Genomic DNA, 20,743 nt, shown 5'->3' with positions numbered 1-20,743 from the left:
TCAGGCCTCCAGGTCCACGAGTACGGCGAGCGCGGCGCGGTGCGCCTCGGGCGAGCCGAGCAGCAGCGCGTCGGCCTTGGCCCGCTTGAGGTGCAGGTGGGCCGGGTGCTCCCAGGTCATGCCGATGCCGCCGTGCAGCTGCACGGCCTCCTCGGCGGCGTGCACCGCGGCCTCGCCGCAGAAGGAGCCGGCGACCGCGACCGCCACGGGCGCGTCGGTGTCACCGAGCGCGAGCGTGGCCGCGGCGTAGCGGGCCGCGGCATCAGCCTGCTCGACCTCGGCGTAGAGGTCCGCGAGCCGGTGCTTGAGGGCCTGGAAGCCGCCGACGACCCGGCCGAACTGCCGGCGCTCCTTGAGGTAGGCGATCGTCGTCTCCAACGCCCAGCGGGCGATGCCGACCTGCTCGCTGGCCAGCAGCCCGGCACCCATGAGGAGGCCCGCGTCGACGGCTGCCGTGGCGTCCTCGGCGAGCAGCGTGCGCTCGGCGCCGGTGAGGTCCACCTCGGCGAGCGGGCGGGTCATGTCGAGCGACGAGACCGGCGTGACGCGCGCGCCACGGACGGCGTAGAGCGCGTCGCCCTCGGGCACCAGCAGCACGTCCGCGGGCAGGCCGACCGTCGTGCGGGCAGCCGGGCCGTGGCGCAGCGCGGTCGGCCGCACCAGCAGGGCGGCCGTCTGCTCCCCGGCCGCCAGGGCCGGGAGGATCTCGGTGTCGCCGAGCGCGGTCAGCACGGTGGTCGCGACGACCGAGGAGGTCAGGAACGGCGAGGGCGCGGCGGCGCGGCCGCTCTCCTCCAGCACGGCGGCGGCCTCGCGGGCGGACGCGCCCGCGCCGCCCAGCGACTCCGGCACCAGCAGACCCGGCAGGCCGAGCTCGACGAACGCCGACCACAGCGGGCCGGTGACCTCGTCGCGGCCGTCGTAGAGGCCGTTGAGCGCCTCGGGCGTGCAGTGCTTGTCGAGGACCTTGCGCACCGACGCCCGCAGGTCGGTCTCGACGTCGTCGGCGAGGAGGGAGACGTCGGCGGGAGCAGTCGTCATCGGGGTAGGTCCTTCCACGGGACGTCCTTGTCGACGCGGGGCTCGCTGGGCAGCCCGAGGACCCGCTCCGACACCACGTTGCGCAGCACCTCCGAGGTGCCGCCCTCGATCGAGTTGCCCTTCGCGCGCAGGTAGCGGTAGCCCGCGTCCTTGCCGAAGAAGTCGACGTGCGTGGGTCGGCGCATCTCCCAGCTCTCGTAGCGCAGGCCGTCGTCGCCGAGCAGGTCGACCTCGAGCGCCGAGAGCTGCTGGTTGATCCGGGCGAAGGACAGCTTCATCGCCGACCCCTCGGGCCCGGGTACGCCGGCGGCCATCTTCTGCCGCAGCCGGGTCGCGGTGATGCGGGCGACCTCGGTGTCGATCCAACCGCGCAGCAGCCGTTCGTGCGTGCTCGGGGTGCGGAGGTCGGGGCGCTCGCGCCAGGTCCTCGCGACGCTCGTGACCATGCCGAACTCACGCGGGAAGGCGCCGCCGCCGATCGCGACCCGCTCGTTGGAGAGCGTCGCGTTGGCGACCTGCCAGCCCGCGCCGACGTCGCCGAGGCGATCGCCGTCGGGGATGCGGGCGTCGGTCAGGAAGACCTCGTTGAACTCGGCCTCGCCGGTGATCTGGCGCAGGGGCCGCACCTCGACGCCCGGGTCGTGCATGTCCAGCACGAAGTAGGACAGGCCGGCGTGCTTGGGCTGGTCGGGGTCGGTGCGGACCAGCAGGATCGCGCGGTCTGCGAGGTGTGCCGAGGACGTCCACACCTTCTGGCCGTTGACGATCCACGTGTCGCCGTCGAGCACCGCGCGGGTGGCGAGCCCGGCCAGGTCGGAGCCGGCGCCGGGCTCGGAGAAGAGCTGGCACCACACCTCCTCGCCGCACCACAGCGGGCGCAGGTAGCGCTGCTTCTGCTCGTCGGTGCCGAAGGCCAGGATCGTCGGCGCGGCCATGCCGAGCCCGATGCCGATCTTGCGGGGGTCGTTGTCGGGAGCGCCGGCCCGGTAGAGCGCCTTGTCCACGAGCGGCTGCATCCCGCGGGGCAGCCCGAGGCCGCCGAGGCCCTCGGGGAAGTGCACCCAGGCCAGCCCGGCGTCGAAGCGCGCGTGCAGGAAGTCCAGCCGGTCGGTCGCCTCGGGCGGGTGCTCCGCCAGGAGCGTCTCGACGCGCTGCCTCAGCTCGGTCTCGTCCACTACGCCTCCGTCGTGTGCCGGGCGATCTCCGCCTTGGCGAGCGAGTTCTTGTGCACCTCGTCGGGCCCGTCGGCGAACCGCAGCGTGCGGATGCCGGCGTACGCCGCGGCGAGCGGGAAGTCCTGCGAGAGGCCGCCGGCGCCGTGCACCTGGATGGCCTTGTCGAGGATCCACTGCACGGTCTGGGGCGTCGCGATCTTGATCGCCTGGATCTCGGTGTGCGCACCGCGGTTGCCGACGGTGTCCATCAGCCACGCGGTCTTGAGCACCAGCAGCCGGAGCTGCTCGATCCGCACCCGCGACTCGGCGATCCACTCGCGGACGACGCCCTGCTGGGCGATCGGCCGGCCGAACGCCACCCGCTGGGTCGCGCGCTGGCACATCAGGTCGATGGCCGCCTCGGCGACGCCGATCGAGCGCATGCAGTGGTGGATGCGGCCAGGACCGAGGCGGGCCTGGGCGATCGCGAACCCGTGGCCCTCCTCGCCGATCAGGTTGCTCGCCGGGACCCGCAGGTCGGTGAACCGCAGCTCCGCGTGGCCGCCGTGCTCGTGGTCGTCGTACCCGAAGACCTCCATGCCGCGCACCACCTCGAGGCCCGGGGTGTCGCGCGGGACCAGGATCATGCTCTGCTGGCGGTGCCGTGACGCCGACGGGTCGGTCTTGCCCATCACGATGAGGATCTCGGCGTTGGGGTTCATCGCGCCGGTGATCCACCACTTGCGGCCGTTGAGGACGTACTCGTCGCCGTCCCGCTCGATGCGGGTCGCGATGTTGGTGGCGTCGGAGGAGGCCACGTCGGGCTCGGTCATCGCGAACGCCGAGCGGATCTCACCGCGGAGGAGCGGCTGCAGCCAGCGCTCCTTCTGCTCGGGTGTGCCGAAGAGCGAGAGCACCTCCATGTTGCCGGTGTCGGGAGCCGCGCAGTTGAGCACCGCCGGTGCGAGGTGCCCGGAGCGGCCCGTGATCTCGGCGAGCGGCGCGTACTGGAGGTTGGTGAGGCCGGGGGAGTCGGCGTGCTCCTGGGGGAGGAAGAGGTTCCAGAGCCCGCGCTCGCGGGCCTCGGCCTGGAGCTCCTTGAGGACGGGCGCCTGGCTCCACGCCCACCGGTCGTCGAGCTCGCCGAGCTGCTGGTGGAACACCGGCTCGGCGGGCACGATCCGCTCGGCCATGAAGGCCTCGAGCTGCTCGATCAGCTCGAGCGTGCGCTCGTCGTGGGCGAAGTGCATGTCAGTCCTCTCCTAGGGCGTCCAGGCCCGCACTGATCAGGGGGTCGAAGCCGGCGCCGATCCGGTCGAAGCCCTCGCCGACCGTCGCACCCTGGAGGAACCGGTAGTGGATGCCCTCCAGGATCACCGCGAGCTTGAAGAACGCCAGCCCGAGGTGGAAGCCCATGTCGCCGAGGTCGCGGCCGCTCGTCGCGGCGTACCGGTCGAGGTGCGCCTGCGGTGACGGGTACCCGGGCGCCCGGCTCACGTCGGCGACGAGCGCACCTCCGGCGATCGCCGCGATCTGGTCGTAGACGAGCAGCAGGGCCAGGTCGGTGCGGACGTCGCCGAGGGTCGCCATCTCCCAGTCCACGACCGCCTTGATGTGGTCGTCGGAGCCCGTGAGCAGGTTGTCGAGGCGGTAGTCGCCGTGCACGATCCCGGCCCACGCGTCGTCGTCGGCGGGCACCCGCTCGGTGAGACGGCGGTGCAGCTCGTCGGCGTTCGGCCGGTCGGTGGTCTTCGACCCCTCGAGCTGCTTGCCCCACCGGCGCACCTGGCGCTCGAGGAACCCCTGCGGCCGGCCGAACTCCGCCAGGCCGACGGCGGCGGGGTCGACCGCGTGGAGGGCCACGAGGACGTCGACCATCCGGTCGGCGATCGTGGCGGTCCGCTCGGGCCCGAGTGGCTCGAGCTGGCTGGCCGAGCGGTACGCAGTGCCCTCGATCCGCTCCATCACGTAGAACGGTGCGCCGATCACCTCGGTGTCGGCGCAGTGGGCGTAGGTGGCAGGCACGGGCACGTCGGTCCCGGCGAGCGCCGACATCACGGTGAACTCGCGGCCCATGTCGTGCGCGGTCGCCTGCACGTGGCCGAGCGGTGGCCGGCGCACGATCCACGCGGAGGTGCCGTCGCTCAGCTCGTAGGTGAGGTTGGACCTGCCGCCGGCGATCAGGCGGCCGCTGAGCTCGCCGGCGATCTCGCCGGGGCGCTGCCCGTCGTACCAGGTGCGGAAGGCGGCCAGGTCGAGGCCCGGGGTCTCGCTCATCCCAGCGCCCCTGCCTCGTCGACCTTCTGCTGCAGCCGGCGCATGCCGGCCAGCCACCGCTCGGTGTCGGTGGCGCGCGCGGCGTAGTAGCCCGCGACCTCGGCGTGGGGCAGCACCAGGAACCGGCCCTCCTCGATCGCGGCGAACGCGGCGTCGGCGACCTGCTCGGGCTCGAGCGCGGAGTCGCGGGAGAGCAGCGCCTGCAAGGGTCCCGCGTCCTCGAGCATCTGGGTCTTCACGCCCTGCGGGCAGATCGCGTGCACGTCGATCCCGCGCGCGCCGTACGTGACCGAGAGCCACTCGGCGAAGCCGACTGCGGCGTGCTTGGTGACCGAGTACGGCGCGCTGCCGATCATCGTCAGCAGGCCCGCGGCCGAGGCGGTGACGACGAACCGGCCGCCCCGGCCGTCCTCGAGCCAGCGGGGCACGAGGGCGCGGGCGGCGCGGACGTGGGCCATCACGTTGACGTTGACTACCCGGTCCCAGACGTCGTCAGGGGTCTGGAGGCTGTCGTGACCACCGGCACCATCGATGCCGGCGTTGGCGAAGAAGACGTCCACCCGGCCGAGAGCCTCGGTGGCCGCGTCGATCAGCACCTCCGGTGCGGTGACGTCGCCGGCGATCGCAGTGCCACCGATCTCGGCGGCGACGGCAGCGGCGTTGTCGGCGTTCAGGTCGTTGACGACCACGCGGGCGCCCTCCCGGGCCGCCCTGGTCGCCAGCGCGCGGCCGATCCCGCGGCCGGCGCCGGTGACGATGACGCCCTGGTCGTGGAGCGCTCCCATCAGTGGCCGCCGGCCAGCGTGACGCCGCCGTCGAGCGTGATCGTCTGGCCCGTCACCCAGGAAGCGTCGTCGGAGAGCAGGTAGGCGACCGCGCCGGCGACGTCCTCGACGACACCGAGCCGCTTGAGCGGGTAGCTGTCCGCGACCTCCTGCTCGCGTCCCTCGAAGAGGGGGCCGGCGAACTGGGTCTTCACGATCGCCGGAGCGACCGCGTTGACCCGGACCGTCGGGCCGAGCTCGACGGCGAGCGACTCGGTGAGGCTGATCAGCATCGCCTTGGACGCGCCGTACATCGCGATGCCGGGGGCGGGCTTCACGCCCGAGACCGACGAGATGTTGACGACGGCGCCGCCGTGCTCGCCCATCCACGCGCGGTGCGCCTCCTGCACCCAGGCCAGGGCGCCGAGCGCGTTGACCTCGACGATCTTGCGCGCGGCGCCGAGGTCGATGTCGACGAGCATCGAGAGGACCGGGTTGATGCCGGCGTTGTTGACGAGCAGGTCGAGGCTGCCGAACGCGTCGATCGTGCGGCGTACGGCGTCCGTGCGGTGCTCCGGGTCGTCGGCCTTGCCCGCGACGGCGATCGCGTGGTCGGGGCCGCCGAGGGTGGCGACCGCCTCCTCCAGCGCCTCCGGCTTCCGCGCGGTCAGGCAGACCTTGGCGCCCTCGTCGACGAGCCGCTGGGCGATGCCCAGCCCGATGCCACGGCTCGCGCCCGTCACGAGTGCCACCTTGCCGGCGAGTCCCTGCACGCTTCCTCCTGGTGCTTGTGGTCTGACTAAGCGCTTGCTTACCATGCGTCTCGTGAGTGCGTCCACCCCCGAGCCGGTCCTCGAGCCCGATGCCCGTACTCGGCTCGGCCAAGCGGCGCTCGAGGCGTTCGCGTCCCGCGGCTTCCACGGCACCACGACCCGCGACATCTCGACCGCCGCGGGGATGAGCCCGGCCGCGCTCTACGTGCACCACCGGTCCAAGGAGGAGCTGCTCTTCGAGCTCTCCCGGCTCGGGCACGAGCGCGTGCTCGAGGTGATCCGGGCCGCCGTGGCCCGCTCCGACGACCCCGCGCAGCAGCTCGGCGACCTCGTCGAGGACTTCGTCCGCGACCACGCCGTCGCCCACACCGGAGCGCGGGTGATCAACTACGAGCTCGCGGCACTGAGCGAGGAGCACCACGCCGAGATCCTCGCCGTCCGGCACGAGTTCGACGTCGTCGTGCGCGACGTGATCGATCGGGGCGTCGCCGCCGGCGCCTTCGCCACCCCTGACGCCCGGATGACCGCCCTCGCGATCCTCTCCCTCGGCATCGACGTCGCCCGCTGGTACCGCGACGGCGGCCGCTGGACCCCCGACGAGGTGGCCGCGCACTACCGCCTGCTCGCGCTGCGGATGGTGGGCGTCGCGGAGTAGCGGCGCTGGATGTCGTCGTCCTCTCGGCGCCGTGGCGCCTATCGGGAGGACGCCGACCTGCGGTCGGGCGCGCAGGTGCTTGAGCGGAGATTCTGATGCACCTGGTGGATCAAGATCTCCGTTCTACGTCCGCCGGTGGAAGGCGACCTTGCCGGTGGGCTGCATCTGGGTCTCGTAGGCGGTGTCGTGGATGCGGGAGTGGTGCCACGGGCACAGGCTGATGCCTTGATCGACGGTGGTGGTCCCGCCGTCGGCCCACCGGGTCTCGTGGTGGGTGTGGAGGCCGAGCTTGCGGTCGCAGCCCTCGGCGCGGCAGCCCTGGTCACGGACCGTGATGGCGATGCGCTGGTACGTCGGGTGGAAGCGCCGCTCCCGGCCCACGTCGATCGGCATCGAGTCACCGCCCAGGACGACCGGGATGACGCCGGCCTCGCACAGCAGTCGCCGCGCCTGGCCGGGGGAGATGCGGTCGCCGGTGTCGAGGAGACCGGCCTGCTCGACCCGTCCCATCAGGGAGTCTTCGGTGATGGTGACGACCAGGGTGGCGGTGAGGCCGCCCAGCTTGGGCAGCTGCGTGACCGGGTAGCGCTCGATCAGCGTGCAGAGCGCCCGGCCCATCGCGTCGGGCCGCGGAGCTGCTCCGCGCCGGACACGGCGCGTTGGTGCTTGGGGGCGGTGATCGCGGCCAGCATCTTGCGCAGCGCGGCGCCGTGGAACGTGGGGATCTGGCCACGCAGGTGGGTGGTGCCGTGGCCGTCGTCGCGCAGGGTGAGCCGGCACGCCTGCATCGCCGCCGCCTCCTCACGTTCCAGCAGGGCGGCTTCGTGGGCGTCGGCGGCGTCGGGGTGGATGACCTCGTGGAGCCGCTTGCCCAGGATGCGCAGGGTCTTGGCGTCGTGGTGGGCGGCTTCGGCCAGCAGGTGCTGCTCGGCGCGAGGCTGCACGTCGGCGGGGAGCCGGTCGACGGCCTGGACGATGACGCGGGCCTGGTCGGCACAGACCCGGCCGGCAGCTAGCGCGTCCCTAGTGAGCGGGTGCTGCTCGAGGTCGTGCCCGAGCCGCACCGTCCGGTGGGTCTCGGCGCGGGTCTGCTTGGTCTGGTGGGCCAACCAGTTCGCCGCCGACGATGCGGCGACGTCCTGTCCCACGTGGAGGTCGTCGGCGTGCGCCTCGCCCTCGCCCGCGCCAAGCCGACAAGGGTCGCGGCGGTCTCGGCCGCGTCCATCGACCACACCGACGCCCCGACCACGGCGTCGAGCTCCTGGTGGACACGGGCGGTCGCCACCGACACTCGGTGGTGAGGGGTGGCGATCGCTGTCATAGACAAATCCAAACACTGACCACCGACAGTCAGGGCCCCAGGACCCAGTGTTTGCCCGGTATGTGGACAATCCACAGGAACAATTTGTGAGGGCGAGGGAGGCGGCCGGAAGCCCGGGAGGCGACCGCAACCCGCCGCCCCACCTGGCCCGCTTTGCTGCCTTGCGGCGGCGACCCCAGACAACCCGCAGGCCGCTCTCAGAGGAGCGGTGGTTTCGAGACAGGCGCTGGCGCGCCTTCCTCCACCACCGCTGCCGCGGCGGGATGGGAGGATCCCCTCATGACGTACGACGCGGCCGAGAACCGCTACGACACCGCCGCCACCGGCATGCAGTACCGCTTCACGGGTCGCAGCGGATTGCAGCTGCCGGTGATCTCGCTGGGCCTGTGGCAGAACTTCGGGACCGACCGGTCGGAGGAGACCCAGCGGGCGATCCTGCGGCGGGCGTTCGACCGCGGCGTGACGCACTTCGACCTGGCCAACAACTACGGGCCGCCGTACGGCCGGGCCGAGGAGAACTTCGGGCGCTACCTGCGCGACGACTTCGCGTCCTACCGGGACGAGCTGATCATCTCGACCAAGGCGGGCTACGACATGTGGCCGGGGCCCTACGGGCAGGGCGGCGGCTCGCGGAAGTACGTCCTCGCCTCGCTCGACCAGTCGCTGGGACGGATGGGCCTCGACTACGTCGACATCTTCTACAGCCACCGCTTCGACCCCGACACCCCGGTCGAGGAGACGATGATGGCGCTGGACCACGCGGTTCGGCAGGGCAAGGCGCTGTACGCCGGCATCTCGTCCTACTCCGCCGCGAAGACCAACGAGGCGGCGGCGATCGCCCGCGACCTGGGCACCCCGCTGCTCATCCACCAGCCGTCCTACTCCATGCTCAACCGCTGGATCGAGGAGGACCTCCTCGACGAGCTCGAGCAGCAGGGCATGGGCTGCATCGTGTTCAGCCCGCTCGCTCAGGGGCTGCTCACCGATCGCTACCTCGACGGCGTGCCCGGCGACTCGCGCGCGGCGCGGTCGGGGTCGAGCATCGGCGAGGACCACCTGGAGGAGTCGAAGCTCCGGCACGTGCGCGCGCTCAACGAGATCGCGCAGGCGCGCGGCCAGAAGCTCGCCCAGCTCGCGCTGCAGTGGGCGCTGCGCGACCCGCGGGTCACCTCCGCGGTGATCGGCGCGAGCTCGGTCGAGCAGCTCGACACCAACCTCGACTCCCTCACGTTCCCGCGGCTTTCCGACGCAGAGCTGCGTGCGATCGACGAAGATGCAGTCGAGGCCGGGATCAACCTCTGGGCCAAGCAGACCGAGGAGTAGGCATGAGCACCATCGCGCACGAGCACGGCGCGCTGCGCGAGAACGTCGTCGCCGCTCTGCGCGACGACATCGTCAGCGGCCGGCTCGCGCCGGGAGAGCCGCTGCGCACCGAGGTCGTCATGCAGCGGTTCGGCGTCTCCAACTCACCGCTGCGAGAGGCGTTCGCCCAGCTCGCGTCCGAGGGCCTGGTCGTGGTGCAGCGCAACCGCGGCGCCACGGTGGCGCCGCTGAGCCGCCGCGACGCCGCCGACGTCTTCCGGGTCAGCGGCCTGCTCATGGAGTACGTGCTCCGCTGGGCGCTGCCGCGCCTGGTGCCGGGCGACGTCGCGACGCTGCGCCGGGTGTCGCTCGACTTCGACCTCGCCTACCGCAGCGGCGACCTCGTGACCGCCTTCGCCGAGGCGGACAGGTATGGCGAGGTGCTGCTCGACCGCTGCGGCAGTGTGGAGCTGTCCCGTGCCTTCCAGGCGCTGCTGCCCCGACTCCAGCGACTGGTGCGGCTCCTCGACCCGATCGAGTACCTCGCGCTCCAGGTCTCGTTGCACTCCGCAGTCCTCGCCTCGGCCGAGGACGCCGACGTGGAGAGCGCCGTCGCGGCCGTCACCTCCATCTGGCGCCAGGTCGAGCGGGCCGTCGAGGCACTCAGCGACGACACCATCGGGTCCTGAGTCGGGGCCGGCCGTGACCACCGTCGCCCGGCACCCGTCGGTCGCGGCCCTGCGCCGACGCCAGCGCGCCGGAGCGTTCAACCGCCGCGTGGGCTGGGTCCTGCTGCCGGTGATGGTCGCCGCCACGGCAGTGCACTACCTGCCCGGTGATCGGTCGCTGCTGGCCGGTGTCCTGGTCGCGCTGGTGATCGGGCTCAACACCACGCATCTGGCGCTGTCGATCTACGTCTTCGGGTTCGTTCGCCCGCGACGGACCCTGAAGGTCTTCCACATCTACTTCGGCTACGCGCTCGGGGTGCTGATCTGGGTCTCCCAGACCAACCTCCACAACGAGCCGATGCACACCTACCTCACGATCCTGATGTTCGTGGGGATCGCCGTGCACCTGGTGCTCGGCACCCGCTACGCGGCCCGTCGCCGGGCCGCGCAGCAGGTGGGCCAGCGCTACCTCAGCGGCGGATGAGAACCCGGGCGGCGTCGATGGCCTTGGTGTCGTTCAGCGTCGGGGACACCGTGGAGCCGGCGTAGGTCACCACGACCTTGCCCGCCTTCCGTACGACGAAGGTGACGCGGCCGCGCCGCACACCGGCGGAGCCGACGGGCCTGAGCTTCACCGTGCCGACCTTGACCGTCCTGCCCTTGGTCGTGGGGTCGAAGACCACCGAGACGGTGCGGGCGGCGCCACCCGGAGCTGTCTTCAGCCGGACCTGAAAGGTCACCTTCGTCCCGGCCTTGGCCGAGCGCTTGGCAGGCGTGACAGCCAGGGTGCTCTTGATGGTCTTCGGCGTCACGGTGGGCGTGGCCGTCGGCGCCGGGGGCTTCGGGGCGTAGGTGATCGGATCGCGGCTCCAGACCGCCAGCGTGTTGGTGTCGAACGAGCTGAAGATCAGCTCGCTCGTGCCGTTGCCGTTCAGGTCGACGACAGCGGCGCCGCCGGCCTGGCCGAAGTACTCGCCGGGGTTGGTGAGCTGGTGCAGGGCGGTGCCGGCACCACCCCTGTTCTCCACCCACCAGAGTCGACGGTCGCCGTCGCCGGACACTGCCAGGTCGACGTCTTGGTCGCCGTCCAGGTCGCCGTACCCGAACACGCCGGGCGCGCCCTGGCCGGGGCCGTAGCGCGAGGTGATCGCGTTGCTCCACTCGAGGTACTTGGCGCGGTTGTTGTAGTCGGCCGGGCAGGGTTCGGGCGCGGTCGCCGGGTCCGAGAGCGTGGTGCGGGTCCACGGCGCCGTGAGGTCGGCACCGGGGGTGAACTCGATGACCTGCTCCGGCCACGCGAAGGCGGGCAGCAGGATCTTGAACGTGCACCGGTTGACGTGGTTGGTGCCGATCCAGCTGACCTTGCCCGGCTCGCGGAAGCCGGGCACCGGCCGGATCTGGAAGCCCATGCCGACGTCCGCGGTCTTCGCGATCGTGTGGGGGGTGAAGTCGGCGCTGCTGAGCGCCCCGGTCGAGTGCTTGTTCTCGAGCCAGAGGTACGCCGCCGAGGTCGTCACGTCGTTGATCGTGCGGAAGTACTGCGAGGTCACGATGTCGAGGTCGCCGTCCCCGTCGACGTCGTGGATCACCGGCTGGCTGCCGCCGAGGCCGGCGGCGAGAGTCACGGGAGCGGCGAACGTGCCGGAGCCTGTCCCCTTGAAGAACTGCGTCGTGACCTCGTCGTCCGTGAGCTCGCCAGCGGCTTTGGCCTCCTCGCTCACGCTGATCAGGTCCTTGACGCCGTCGCCGTCCAGGTCGGCGAGCTGCACGCCGTGGTAGGAGCCCGCTTGCCCCTGGACGACGACGTGCTTCGCAAAGGGGGTCCCGGTGCCGCGGTTCTCCCACCACGTGATCGCGCCGGTCGTGCTGAGCATGGCGGGCGTGCCGGGCGCCGGATCGGTGCCGAAGAAGTAGCCCGACGGCACGATGATGTCGCCGTCGCCGTCGCCGTCCACGTCCTCGATCGAGGTCGCGTTCGGGAAGACGATGCCGGCGTCGGCACCGAAGACCGGCATCGTGGTCCAGCTGCCCAGGTGCCCGGTGGGGCGGTAGACCTGGAGCGTCCCGCCACCGACGGGGCGACCGTTCGCGTCGAGGAGGCCGTACCCGCTGGTCACGATGTCCTGCTCGTCGTCGAACACCTCGCCTACCGTGGTGAAGCTGGCGCCGACGATCCCGGTGTCGATGTCCACCCGCTGGAATGCGGGTGCATCGGCGTCGACCGCGCCCTGGCCGAGGGCGACGAGGGGAACGGTCGCCGCGCAGGCAGTCGCGAGCACGGCGACGGCCGCGCTGCGCCGGCTCGTGAGGGGACGGCGGCGTGCGGAGTCGGTCACGGGTGAGCCCTTCGTTCGGGGGACGAGTGAGGACACCGTGCCACTGTTTCGCACAATCGAACAGGATTTTGCGAAACTTGCGGGCCTGGTCAGGCAGGCGGCACCGCGGCGCGGTCCCGGCCGTTCTCCCAGAGCTGGCAGCCGAGGAGCACGACGCCGGCTAGGGCCGCACCAGCGAGCACGTCGACCACGTAGTGCTCGGCGTAGTAGACGAGCGTCGTGCACATCGCGAGCGGGTAGAGCGCCAGGGCCCACCGCCACCGCGTGTGCAGCCGCTGGATGCCGTAGCCCGCGATCAGGAACGTGATCCCGGCGTGCAGCGAGGGCATCGCGGCGACCGGGTTGCCCACGCCGTGCAGGATCAGGTCCACCCGGGCCAGGCCCAGGTCGGACCAGCCGCGGGCGGTGATCCGGGTGACGTCCGCGCCCAGCCAGCCCTCCTCCGAGGCCATCCACGGCGGCGCCATCGGGTAGAGGATGTAGATGACGAGCGCGCCGAAGCTGATCGTGAGGTAGCGCCGCATCCACCGGATCCACTCGACGCGGTTGCGCACCCACAGCACCGCGGCGATCGTCAGGCCGGCGAGGAAGTGGGTCGCGTAGACGGTGGTGAAGAACAGGTCGTACCACCGCGGCTCGGAGGTCTTCAGGCACGGGTCCCCGCACCAGGCCTCCTGCAGCCGCTCGGTCGGCGTGACACCGCCGCCGAGCCACTCGTCGACGTGGATGGGCATGTAGACGTGCACGGGCAGCCCGAGCTCGTCGGTCAGGCCGCGGCTGTAGAAGTAGATGACCAGCCCGAGGACCGGCAGCGACCAGTCCTTGAGGAAGCTGAGGTGGTAGCGGGGCGTCGCCTCGATGTTCCAGGCGACGGTCCCCAGCCACAGCCACAGGAACACCTGGATGGTGTCGTTGGGGATGCCGAGGGTCAGCGACCAGGCCACCAGTGCGACGGTGTACGCCGCCATCGCGACGGCGCGTGCCGGGCGCCGGGTCTGGGGGTAGGGGGCCGGTCGGTGGGTGCTCGCGACGCGCGCACCCTCGATCTCCTCCGCTCCCCGCGTCATGCGGGGATTCTAGGGTCAGCGACCGACAGCGCTCGACGCCACGACCCCGGGGAACGCCGCCCGCAGCCCCGACAGGGCGGCAGGAGTCCGGTCGAACCCGAAGACGTAGCGCAGCTGGGCGACCGTCGCCTGGCGGACGGCCGGCCACGAGGTCGTGGGCGACAGCGCAGGCGGCTCGCAGCCGTCGGTGGCGAGTCCACGCAGCGGTGCGGGCACCTCGAACCCGAGCATGTCGGCCACCTCCAGCAGCCCGCCCTGGCCGGCGCCGACCTCGCACAGGTCGCTGAACGCGTGGTGCCCGGCCTTGGCCAGCACGACCAGGCGCTTGGGCCCGTGGAGGGCGGCGTACGCCGTCTTGAGCTTGGCGAGCGAGACGATCCCGTCGGCGTTGCCGGCGAGGATCAGGCCCGGGACGCGAGGCAGCCTGTCGGTCGAGGCGCCGGCCATCGCGATGTACGTCGAGACCCGCCGGTCGACCGCCGCGAGCTCGACGACCGCGGCGCCGCCGGCGGAGTGGCCCAGCGCACCGACGCGGGTGGTGTCCACGTGGTCGTGGAAGCGGCTCCGGCGGCTGGCCGACTCCTTGGTCATCAAGGTGATGGTGGCGCGCAGGTCGCCGACGTCGGTGGTCGACCCGTCGGCGCCGCCCAGCACCGCGGTCAGGTCGCGGCTGGCGTGGTCGGGGGCGGCGACCACGAAGCCCCAGGTGGCCAGCCACGAGGTCAGGAACGTCGACTGGTCGCGGAACCCGGCGTAGCCGTGGCTGAAGACGACCAGCGGGAACCGGCCGGGCGCGACGGGCACGCCGCGGACGCCGCCCGTCGGGTAGCTGACCGAGGCGCCGGCGGGCAGCAGCGCTTGGACGGCCTGCGGGAGCCAGTCGACCAGGTCGTACTCGGCCGCCGGCTTGCCGGCCACCTCGGCGGGCCGCGCGGGGTACCAGACCTCGACGGGAGCCTTGTTGCCCGGGAGCGCCAGGGTGGTCTCGCCGACCCGGAACGGCCCCCGCTTGGTGAAGCTCTTCGGGCCGAGGTGCTTGACGGCCGGCACGTGGTCGCCGCCGGGCGCCGCCGGGCGCGGCCCGGCCGCCGACGCGACGGGTGCGACGGTCGCGACGAGCGCGAGGGAGAGGCCGGCGAGCGCGGCACGGCGAAGGGTGGTCATCGGTGCGCCTCCTGGGTCGGGTCAGCCGCACGCTAGCCCCTGCCGATCCGGCCCGCCCGCTAATCGACGTGACCGGGCGGAGCCGATCACGGAGAATCCTCCGACGTGGGACACGTGGACGTGGCAGGGGTGCGGTACGAGCTGCCGGACGGGCGGGTGCTGCTCGACGACGTCTCGTTCCGGGTCGGCGAGGGCGCGAAGGTGGCGCTGGTCGGCGCCAACGGCGCGGGCAAGACGACGCTGCTGCGGATCATCACCGGCGACCTGGCGCCGCACGCCGGCGTGGTGACCCGGTCCGGTGGCCTCGGCGTCATGCGCCAGATGGTCGGCGCCGGGCTCGGCGACGAGCCGACGGTGGCCGACCTGCTGCGCAGCGTCGCCCCGGCCCGGGTCCGCGCGGCGGCCGAGGCGGTCGACGCCAGCGAGCTCGCGCTGATGGACACCGACGACGAGAAGACCCAGATGCGCTACGCCGAGGCGCTCTCGGAGTACGCCGACGCCGGCGGCTACGACCTCGAGGTCACCTGGGACGTCTGCACGATGGCCGGCCTCGGGGTGCCCTTCGACCGCGCCCGGCACCGCGAGCTGCGCACCCTCTCGGGCGGCGAGCAGAAGCGGCTGGTGCTGGAGTACCTGCTCCGCGGCCCCGACGAGGTGCTGCTGCTCGACGAGCCCGACAACTACCTCGACGTGCCGGGCAAGATCTGGCTCGAGGAGCGGATCCGGGAGTCCGACAAGACGGTGCTGATGATCAGCCACGACCGCGAGCTGCTCAACAACACCGCCACCCGGGTCGTGACCGTCGAGCTCGGCAGCGCCGGCAACCTCGTGTGGACGCACCCGGGCGGCTTCGCGTCCTACCACGAGGCGCGGCGGGAGCGGTTCGCGCGCTTCGAGGAGCTGCGCAAGCGCTGGGACGAGGAGCACGCCAAGCTGCGCACGCAGATGCTGATGTACAAGCAGAAGGCGGCGTACAACTCCGACATGGCCAGCCGCTACCAGGCCGCGCAGACCCGGCTCCGCAAGTTCGAGGAGGCCGGCCCTCCGACCGAGCAGCCGCGCGAGCAGCAGGTGACGATGCGGCTCCAGGGCGGCCGCACGGGCAAGCGCGCGGTCGTCTGCGAGCAGCTGGAGCTGACCGGCCTGATGCGGCCCTTCGACCTCGAGGTCTGGTACGGCGAGCGGGTCGCCGTCCTCGGGTCCAACGGCTCGGGCAAGTCGCACTTCCTCCGGCTGCTCGCGATCGGCGGCACCCGTCCCGACAAGGAGCACGAGCCGGTCGGGGACGTCGAGATCGCGCCCGTGCAGCACCGCGGCACGGCCCGGCTCGGTGCCCGGGTGCGACCCGGCTGGTTCGTGCAGACCCACGAGCACCCTGAGCTGATCGGCCGCACGCTGCTGGAGATCCTGCACCGCGGCGACGAGCGCCGCGACGGCATGGGCCGCGAGCAGGCGAGCCGGGTGCTGGACCGCTACGAGCTCAGCGCCCAGGCCGAGCAGCGGTTCGAGTCCTTGAGCGGTGGCCAGCAGGCGCGGTTCCAGATCCTGCTGCTCGAGCTCTCGGGCGCGACGCTGCTGCTGCTCGACGAGCCCACCGACAACCTCGACGTGCAGTCGGCGGAGGCGCTGGAGGACGGCCTCGCGGCGTTCGAGGGCACCGTGCTCGCGGTGACGCACGACCGGTGGTTCGCGCGTGGGTTCGACCGGTTCCTCGTCTACGGCGCCGACGGCAGCGTCTACGAGTCCGACGAGCCGGTGTGGGACGAGACCCGCGTCGCGCGGACCCGATGAGCGATCTCGAGATCGTCGAGCTGGACCCCTTCGACGCGGCCGCCTTCGACGCCTGGCACCGGGTCTACGCGGAGGCCGAGCTCGCCTGCGGGCCCGGCGTCGCGGCGCCCTGGCAGCTTGAGGAGCTCCGTGTCCTCCTCCAGACCCCGAGCGACCGCTACGCCAAGGCGGGCTGGTCGGGCCTCGTCGACGGCCGGGTGGTCACGGTCGGCTTCCTGCGGGTCCCGCTCCGTGACAATCCCGACCGCGCTGAGGTCGCGGTGCACACGCTTCCGGCGGCGCGCCGGCGCGGGTACGGCGCCGCCATGCTCGCGCGCCTCGAGCAGGTCGCCCGCGAGCGCGGGCGCGCGATCCTGGTCGGCGAGATCGCCTGGCCGTACGCCGCCGGCCCGGACGGCACAGGCGAGCCAGGGCCCGGCTTCGCGGCCGCGCACGGCTACGGGCTCGCCCTGGGCGACGTGAAGCGGCGGCTGCGTCTCCCCGTGGCCGCGGAGGTGCTGGACGCGCTGGCCGCGGAGGCGGCAGCCGCGAGCGAGGGCTTCACCCTGCGCTCGTTCGTGGGGGCGGTGCCGGAGGAGATCCTCGCGGGCTGGACGCACCTCGTCTCGTCGTTGGTGACGGAGGCGCCGACCGGTGACCTCGAGGTCGAGCCGGAGGCGGCCGACCCGGCGCTGGTGCGGGAGACCGAGGCGTTGATCGAGAAGCAGGGGCGCACCAAGTACAACACCGTCGCCCTCGATCCGGCGGGCGAGGTCGTCGCCTACACGGACCTCGCGACCACCATCCACGAACCCGGCCGCGCCTACCAGTGGGGGACGTTGGTCCGCGCCGACGCCCGCGGGCACCGGCTGGGCATCGCGGTCAAGGTCGCGAACCTGCGGCTGCTGCAGGACGCGCGGCCGGACGTCACGACGCTGGTGACCTACAACGCCGAGGTCAACGCCCGGATGGTCGAGGTCAACGAGCGGCTCGGCTTCACCCCCGTCGCACGGCTCGGGGAGTTCCAGAAGCGGGCATGAGGAAAGGGCCTCGCCGGCCGACGGAGACGGGGTGCCGGCCGGCGAGACCCAGCCCGCCCGGAGTCGCGGTCTCCAGGCGGGGGTCGTTGCTCAGGACTGCGAGGTCTCGGCGTCCGAGTCCAGCTTCAGCTGAGCGGTATTGGTCTTGCCCTGGTGGACGAAGGTCACGGTGACCTCGTCGCCGGGGCGGTAGGAGCGGATCGTCGCGACCAGGGAGTCGGCGCCGGTGATCAGGTGGTCGTCGACCTTCGTGATCACGTCGCCGGCCGCGATGCCCGCCTCGGCGGCGGTGGAGCCGTCCGCGACCTCGCCCACCTTGGCGCCCTGCGCGGCCTCGGCGGCGTCCTGGCTGGCGACGTCGCCGACGGTGATGCCGAGCCGGGCGTGGGTCGGGGTCTCGCCGTCGCGCATCTGGTCGGCGATCGGCATGACCTCGTCGATCGGGATCGCGAACCCGAGCCCGATCGAGCCGCCCTGCTCCGTGGAGCTGCTGGCGGTGCGGATCGAGGAGTTGATGCCGACGACGTTGCCGGCCATGTCGACGAGCGCACCGCCGCTGTTGCCGGGGTTGATCGCGGCGTCGGTCTGGATGGCGGGGTAGGTCGTGCTGTTGCCCTGGCCGTCCGACCCGACCTCGACCGGGCGGTTCAGCGCGCTGACGATGCCGCTGGTCACCGTGGAGTCGAGCCCGAACGGGGAGCCGATGGCGACGACGCCCTCGCCGACCTTGAGGTCGGCCGACTTGCCGATGGTCGCGGGGGTGAGGTCCGAGACGCCCTCGGCCTTGATCACCGCGGTGTCGGTCAGCGGGTCGGTGCCCAGCACCTTCGCCGGTGCGGTCGAGCCGTCGTTGAAGAAGACGGTCAGGGTGCCGCTGTCGCCGGCCACCTCGACGACGTGGTTGTTGGTCAGGATCTCCCCGTCGGCGCTCAGGATGATGCCCGAGCCCGAACCGGCTCCGTCGGGGCCGGTGACGGCGATCTTGACGACGGACGGCAGCACCTTCGCGGCGACCTGCTCGACCGAGCCGTCGGCACCGGGGGAGTCCGGGGTGTCGACGACCTGCGAGGTGCGGGCCGGGGAGGCCGACGGCGAGGAGCCGTCGTCCTCGAGCGTGTTCCACGCGGCCGCGCCGCCGACGCCTGCTCCGGCGCCCACGACCAGCGCGGTCGCCACGACGGCGACGGCGAGGCCGGCGCGTCGGGGGTGCGTGTGCTGCGGTACGGGAGCCGCGGCGTACGTCGGGGCCTGCGGCGGTCCGTCAGGACGGGGGCCCAGCGGGAGCGGGTGGTGCACGGGGTCGTTGCCCCGCGAGTTCGTCGGCTGGTCGGTCATGCCCCCACTGTTGCCAGCCCGCCTGTGACGTTCCTGAGACGTCGCTGGCAGCCCGCAAAAAACTGCTCGGCGCTCACCGGCCGCCGGTCTCGCGAGCCTCCACGGCGAGCGTCAGCTTCTTCAGCAGCGCGGCGAGGCTGGCCCGCTCGGCCGGGTCGAGCACCTGCACCACGTCCTCCTCGGCAGCGCCGCGCAGGTCCATCGCCCGTCGCCAGACGGCCATCCCGCTGCGGGTGGCCTCCACGTGCACCCGGCGCCGGTCGTCGGCGGACGCCCGGCGCTGGATCCAGCCGGCCTTCTCGAGCGCATCCAGGCGGCCGGTCATGCCGGCGTTGCTGATGCCGAGGTCCGCGGCGAGCGCCGAGGGGCTCGCCAGCCCGGGCGTGTCCCGGATCATCAGGTGGTGGAGGGTGTCGTACTCGAAGTCCTGGAGACCCACGGTCGCCAGCGCCTCGTGCGTGGTGTCGCCGAAGTGCCGCTTGAGCCGGCCGATGCGGACGACGATCGCCTCGACCTCGTCGTCGAAGTCGACGTCGAGCCAGTGGTCGCGCCAGCGGGCGACGTGCCGGTCGGCCCAGTCCTCGGGTTCGTCGGCCATGCGCAGATGCTAACCGGCCGTTTGGTGGCGAATAGTTCGCTGGCGAATTACTATTCCTGGGTGCCCCTGCCCGCCTCGCTGCGCCACCGCGACTTCCGGCTGCTCGTCACCGGGACGGCGACCAGCGCGCTCGGCAACGCGATCACCCCGGTGGCGCTGGCGTTCGCCGTGCTCGACCTCGGCGGCTCGGCGACCGAGCTCGGCCTGGTCGTCGCGGCCTTCGCGCTCGCCGAGGTCGTGACCACCCTCTTCGGCGGCGTGCTCGGCGACCGGCTGCCCCGCAAGCTGATGATGGAGGGGTCCGCCGCGGCGAGCGCGGTGACCCAGCTCGTGATGGCGGTGACGCTCATCGGTGGCTGGGCCACGATCCCGCTGCTCGGCGTGGTCGGCGCCCTCAACGGGTGCGTCGCGGCGCTCAGCCAGCCCTCCTCGCGCGCGATGACCCGGCTGACCGTCCCGCCGGACCACCTCGGCTCGGCGGTCTCGGTCCGGGCGCTGCTGCAGACCTCGGCCGCCACCGTCGGCTTCGTGGCCGGCGGGCTCCTCGTGGCCACGGTCGGCTCCGGATGGGCGATCGGCGTCGACGCCGCGACGTACGCCGTCGCCGCGCTGTGCTACTCGCGGCTGCGCGTCGAGCAGGCCACGCCCGAGGGCGAGCGGGGTTCGATCGTCGCGGACCTGCGCGAGGGCGCTCGGGAGGTGCTCGCCCACCAGTGGCTGTGGCTGCTGATCGGGCAGGCGCTCGTCTACCACCTCTTCTACGGCGGGGCGAGCGGCGTGCTCGGCCCGATCGTGATCGGCGACGAGTTCGGCCGCTCGGCCTGGGGCCTCGCGATGGGCACCCTGATGGCCGGCTTCGTGGTCGGCGGCCTCGTGTGCCTGCGCTGGCGCCCGCGCCGCAGCCTCTACGTCGGCACCGTGCTGCTCAGCCTGACCGCGCTGTTCCCGCTGGCGATGGCGCTCTCCGACCACCTCTGGGTGGTGATGCTCGGCGCGTTCCTGCACGGGTTCGGCCTCCAGGTCTTCGACGTCTTCTGGGACCTCGCGATCCAGCAGAACGTCGACCCCGACAAGCTCGCCCGCGTCTACTCGTTCGACATGGTCGGGTCGTTCGTCGCCAGGCCGCTCGGTCTGGCGCTGACCGGGCCGATCGCCCTGGCCGTCGGGATGCAGCGGTGGCTGGTGGTCGTCGGCGTCGTCATGGGCGCGTCGGCACTGCTGGCGCTGCGCTCCGCCGAGGTGCGCGGGCTGACCGTGCGGCCCGCGGTGCCGTCCGACTCCGCGCAGTTGCCGCATTTACCCTCCGAGCCGCCCGCTCCCGTGTCACGCTGACTGACGCGATCGACCGGGGGGGTGGATCGCTCACTGGGGGTGAGCGTCGTGGGACGCAGCATGCTGAGGTGGCGTGGGATCCGCGTGCCGGGACTCGTCATCGCGGTCGTGGCGGCGAGCGCGCTGGCCGTGGCCGCACCGCTGAG

20 protein-coding genes are annotated in these 20,743 nt (G+C 72.4%); 7 read left to right on the top strand and 13 right to left on the bottom strand.

Annotation, left to right across the window (positions count from 1 at the left end; genetic code table 11):
• From HZF07_RS11280 to HZF07_RS11255, 6 genes are read right to left on the bottom strand one after another with little or no spacing between them, the layout of a single operon-like run.
• Window positions 1-1,041, bottom strand: coding sequence for an acyl-CoA dehydrogenase family protein (locus tag HZF07_RS11280; protein ID WP_157341691.1), 1,041 nt, complete (start codon window positions 1,039-1,041; stop codon window positions 1-3).
• Window positions 1,038-2,216 carry an acyl-CoA dehydrogenase family protein gene (locus tag HZF07_RS11275; protein ID WP_181645070.1) on the bottom strand — a complete coding sequence of 393 codons (1,179 nt, stop codon included), beginning with the start codon at window positions 2,214-2,216 and terminating at the stop codon, window positions 1,038-1,040. The genes HZF07_RS11280 and HZF07_RS11275 overlap by 4 nt, the downstream gene beginning before the upstream one ends.
• Window positions 2,216-3,445 carry an acyl-CoA dehydrogenase family protein gene (locus HZF07_RS11270; protein ID WP_157341689.1) on the bottom strand — a complete coding sequence of 410 codons (1,230 nt, stop codon included), beginning with the start codon at window positions 3,443-3,445 and terminating at the stop codon, window positions 2,216-2,218. The genes HZF07_RS11275 and HZF07_RS11270 overlap by 1 nt, the downstream gene beginning before the upstream one ends.
• Window position 3,446: 1 nt before the next feature.
• Entirely contained in the window at window positions 3,447-4,472 is a 1,026-nt protein-coding gene (locus HZF07_RS11265; RefSeq protein ID WP_157341687.1) for a phosphotransferase family protein, read from the bottom strand.
• Window positions 4,469-5,257 carry an SDR family oxidoreductase gene (locus tag HZF07_RS11260; protein WP_157341685.1) on the bottom strand — a complete coding sequence of 263 codons (789 nt, stop codon included), beginning with the start codon at window positions 5,255-5,257 and terminating at the stop codon, window positions 4,469-4,471. Before HZF07_RS11260 ends, HZF07_RS11265 begins: the two co-directional genes overlap by 4 nt.
• The gene (locus HZF07_RS11255) at window positions 5,257-6,009 is read right to left on the bottom strand and encodes an SDR family oxidoreductase (RefSeq protein WP_309504700.1); all 753 of its coding nucleotides are present in this window, start codon (window positions 6,007-6,009) and stop codon (window positions 5,257-5,259) included. Before HZF07_RS11255 ends, HZF07_RS11260 begins: the two co-directional genes overlap by 1 nt.
• Window positions 6,010-6,052: 43 nt before the next feature.
• Here HZF07_RS11255 and HZF07_RS11250 point away from each other — a divergent pair, with 43 nt between their 5' ends.
• Window positions 6,053-6,664, top strand: a complete 612-nt coding sequence (locus HZF07_RS11250; protein ID WP_157341681.1) for a TetR/AcrR family transcriptional regulator — start codon at window positions 6,053-6,055, stop codon at window positions 6,662-6,664.
• Window positions 6,665-6,787: 123 nt separating this feature from the next.
• On the opposite strand, the gene HZF07_RS24700 is transcribed toward HZF07_RS11250, so the two are convergent.
• Window positions 6,788-7,282 carry an HNH endonuclease signature motif containing protein gene (locus tag HZF07_RS24700; RefSeq protein WP_396954808.1) on the bottom strand — a complete coding sequence of 165 codons (495 nt, stop codon included), beginning with the start codon at window positions 7,280-7,282 and terminating at the stop codon, window positions 6,788-6,790.
• The gene (locus tag HZF07_RS24695) at window positions 7,258-7,812 is read right to left on the bottom strand and encodes a 13E12 repeat family protein (RefSeq protein ID WP_396954807.1); all 555 of its coding nucleotides are present in this window, start codon (window positions 7,810-7,812) and stop codon (window positions 7,258-7,260) included. The genes HZF07_RS24700 and HZF07_RS24695 overlap by 25 nt, the downstream gene beginning before the upstream one ends.
• Before the next feature lie 452 nt (window positions 7,813-8,264).
• Here HZF07_RS24695 and mgrA point away from each other — a divergent pair, with 452 nt between their 5' ends.
• From mgrA to HZF07_RS11230, 3 genes are read left to right on the top strand one after another with little or no spacing between them, the layout of a single operon-like run.
• A complete protein-coding gene (mgrA, locus tag HZF07_RS11240; protein WP_157341679.1) occupies window positions 8,265-9,308 on the top strand; it encodes an L-glyceraldehyde 3-phosphate reductase in 1,044 nt (347 codons plus the stop codon).
• Between the two features lie 2 nt (window positions 9,309-9,310).
• Entirely contained in the window at window positions 9,311-9,976 is a 666-nt protein-coding gene (locus HZF07_RS11235; protein WP_157341677.1) for a GntR family transcriptional regulator, read from the top strand.
• 13 nt (window positions 9,977-9,989) lie between these two features.
• Window positions 9,990-10,439 (top strand): hypothetical protein, encoded by a 450-nt coding sequence (locus HZF07_RS11230; RefSeq protein WP_157341675.1) that lies wholly within the window; start codon window positions 9,990-9,992, stop codon window positions 10,437-10,439.
• Here HZF07_RS11230 and HZF07_RS11225 read toward each other — a convergent pair.
• The 3 genes from HZF07_RS11225 to HZF07_RS11215 all read right to left on the bottom strand — a co-directional run bounded on the left by HZF07_RS11225 (window position 10,426) and on the right by HZF07_RS11215 (window position 14,522).
• Window positions 10,426-12,291 carry an FG-GAP repeat domain-containing protein gene (locus tag HZF07_RS11225; RefSeq protein WP_157341673.1) on the bottom strand — a complete coding sequence of 622 codons (1,866 nt, stop codon included), beginning with the start codon at window positions 12,289-12,291 and terminating at the stop codon, window positions 10,426-10,428. The genes HZF07_RS11230 and HZF07_RS11225 overlap by 14 nt on opposite strands.
• An 89-nt stretch (window positions 12,292-12,380) precedes the next feature.
• Entirely contained in the window at window positions 12,381-13,358 is a 978-nt protein-coding gene (locus HZF07_RS11220) for a phosphatase PAP2 family protein (protein ID WP_157341671.1), read from the bottom strand.
• A gap of 15 nt (window positions 13,359-13,373) precedes the next feature.
• On the bottom strand, window positions 13,374-14,522 hold the full coding sequence (locus tag HZF07_RS11215) for an alpha/beta hydrolase family protein (protein WP_157341669.1): 1,149 nt from the start codon (window positions 14,520-14,522) through the stop codon (window positions 13,374-13,376).
• Window positions 14,523-14,627: 105 nt separating this feature from the next.
• On the opposite strand from HZF07_RS11215, the gene HZF07_RS11210 reads away from it, so the two are divergent.
• Window positions 14,628-16,313: an ABC-F family ATP-binding cassette domain-containing protein gene (locus HZF07_RS11210; RefSeq protein WP_181645069.1), complete on the top strand. Its 1,686-nt coding sequence runs from the start codon at window positions 14,628-14,630 to the stop codon at window positions 16,311-16,313.
• A complete protein-coding gene (locus HZF07_RS11205; protein WP_157341667.1) occupies window positions 16,310-17,332 on the top strand; it encodes a GNAT family N-acetyltransferase in 1,023 nt (340 codons plus the stop codon). Before HZF07_RS11210 ends, HZF07_RS11205 begins: the two co-directional genes overlap by 4 nt.
• 90 nt (window positions 17,333-17,422) lie before the next feature.
• On the opposite strand, the gene HZF07_RS11200 is transcribed toward HZF07_RS11205, so the two are convergent.
• Both HZF07_RS11200 and HZF07_RS11195 read right to left on the bottom strand, forming a co-directional pair.
• Window positions 17,423-18,667, bottom strand: a complete 1,245-nt coding sequence (locus HZF07_RS11200) for a S1C family serine protease (protein ID WP_157341665.1) — start codon at window positions 18,665-18,667, stop codon at window positions 17,423-17,425.
• 73 nt (window positions 18,668-18,740) lie between these two features.
• Window positions 18,741-19,265 carry a MarR family winged helix-turn-helix transcriptional regulator gene (locus HZF07_RS11195; RefSeq protein ID WP_157341664.1) on the bottom strand — a complete coding sequence of 175 codons (525 nt, stop codon included), beginning with the start codon at window positions 19,263-19,265 and terminating at the stop codon, window positions 18,741-18,743.
• Between the two features lie 60 nt (window positions 19,266-19,325).
• On the opposite strand from HZF07_RS11195, the gene HZF07_RS11190 reads away from it, so the two are divergent.
• Entirely contained in the window at window positions 19,326-20,597 is a 1,272-nt protein-coding gene (locus HZF07_RS11190; RefSeq protein WP_309504699.1) for an MFS transporter, read from the top strand.
• Window positions 20,598-20,743: the final 146 nt, after the last annotated feature.

Origin of the sequence: Nocardioides agri, from assembly GCF_013778305.1 — a bacterium.
In the GTDB taxonomy this organism is placed as follows: Bacteria; Actinomycetota; Actinomycetes; order Propionibacteriales; family Nocardioidaceae; genus Nocardioides; species Nocardioides agri.
The sequence above is the reverse complement of the archived record's forward strand: the minus strand, read 5'-3'. Positions and strand labels throughout refer to the sequence as shown.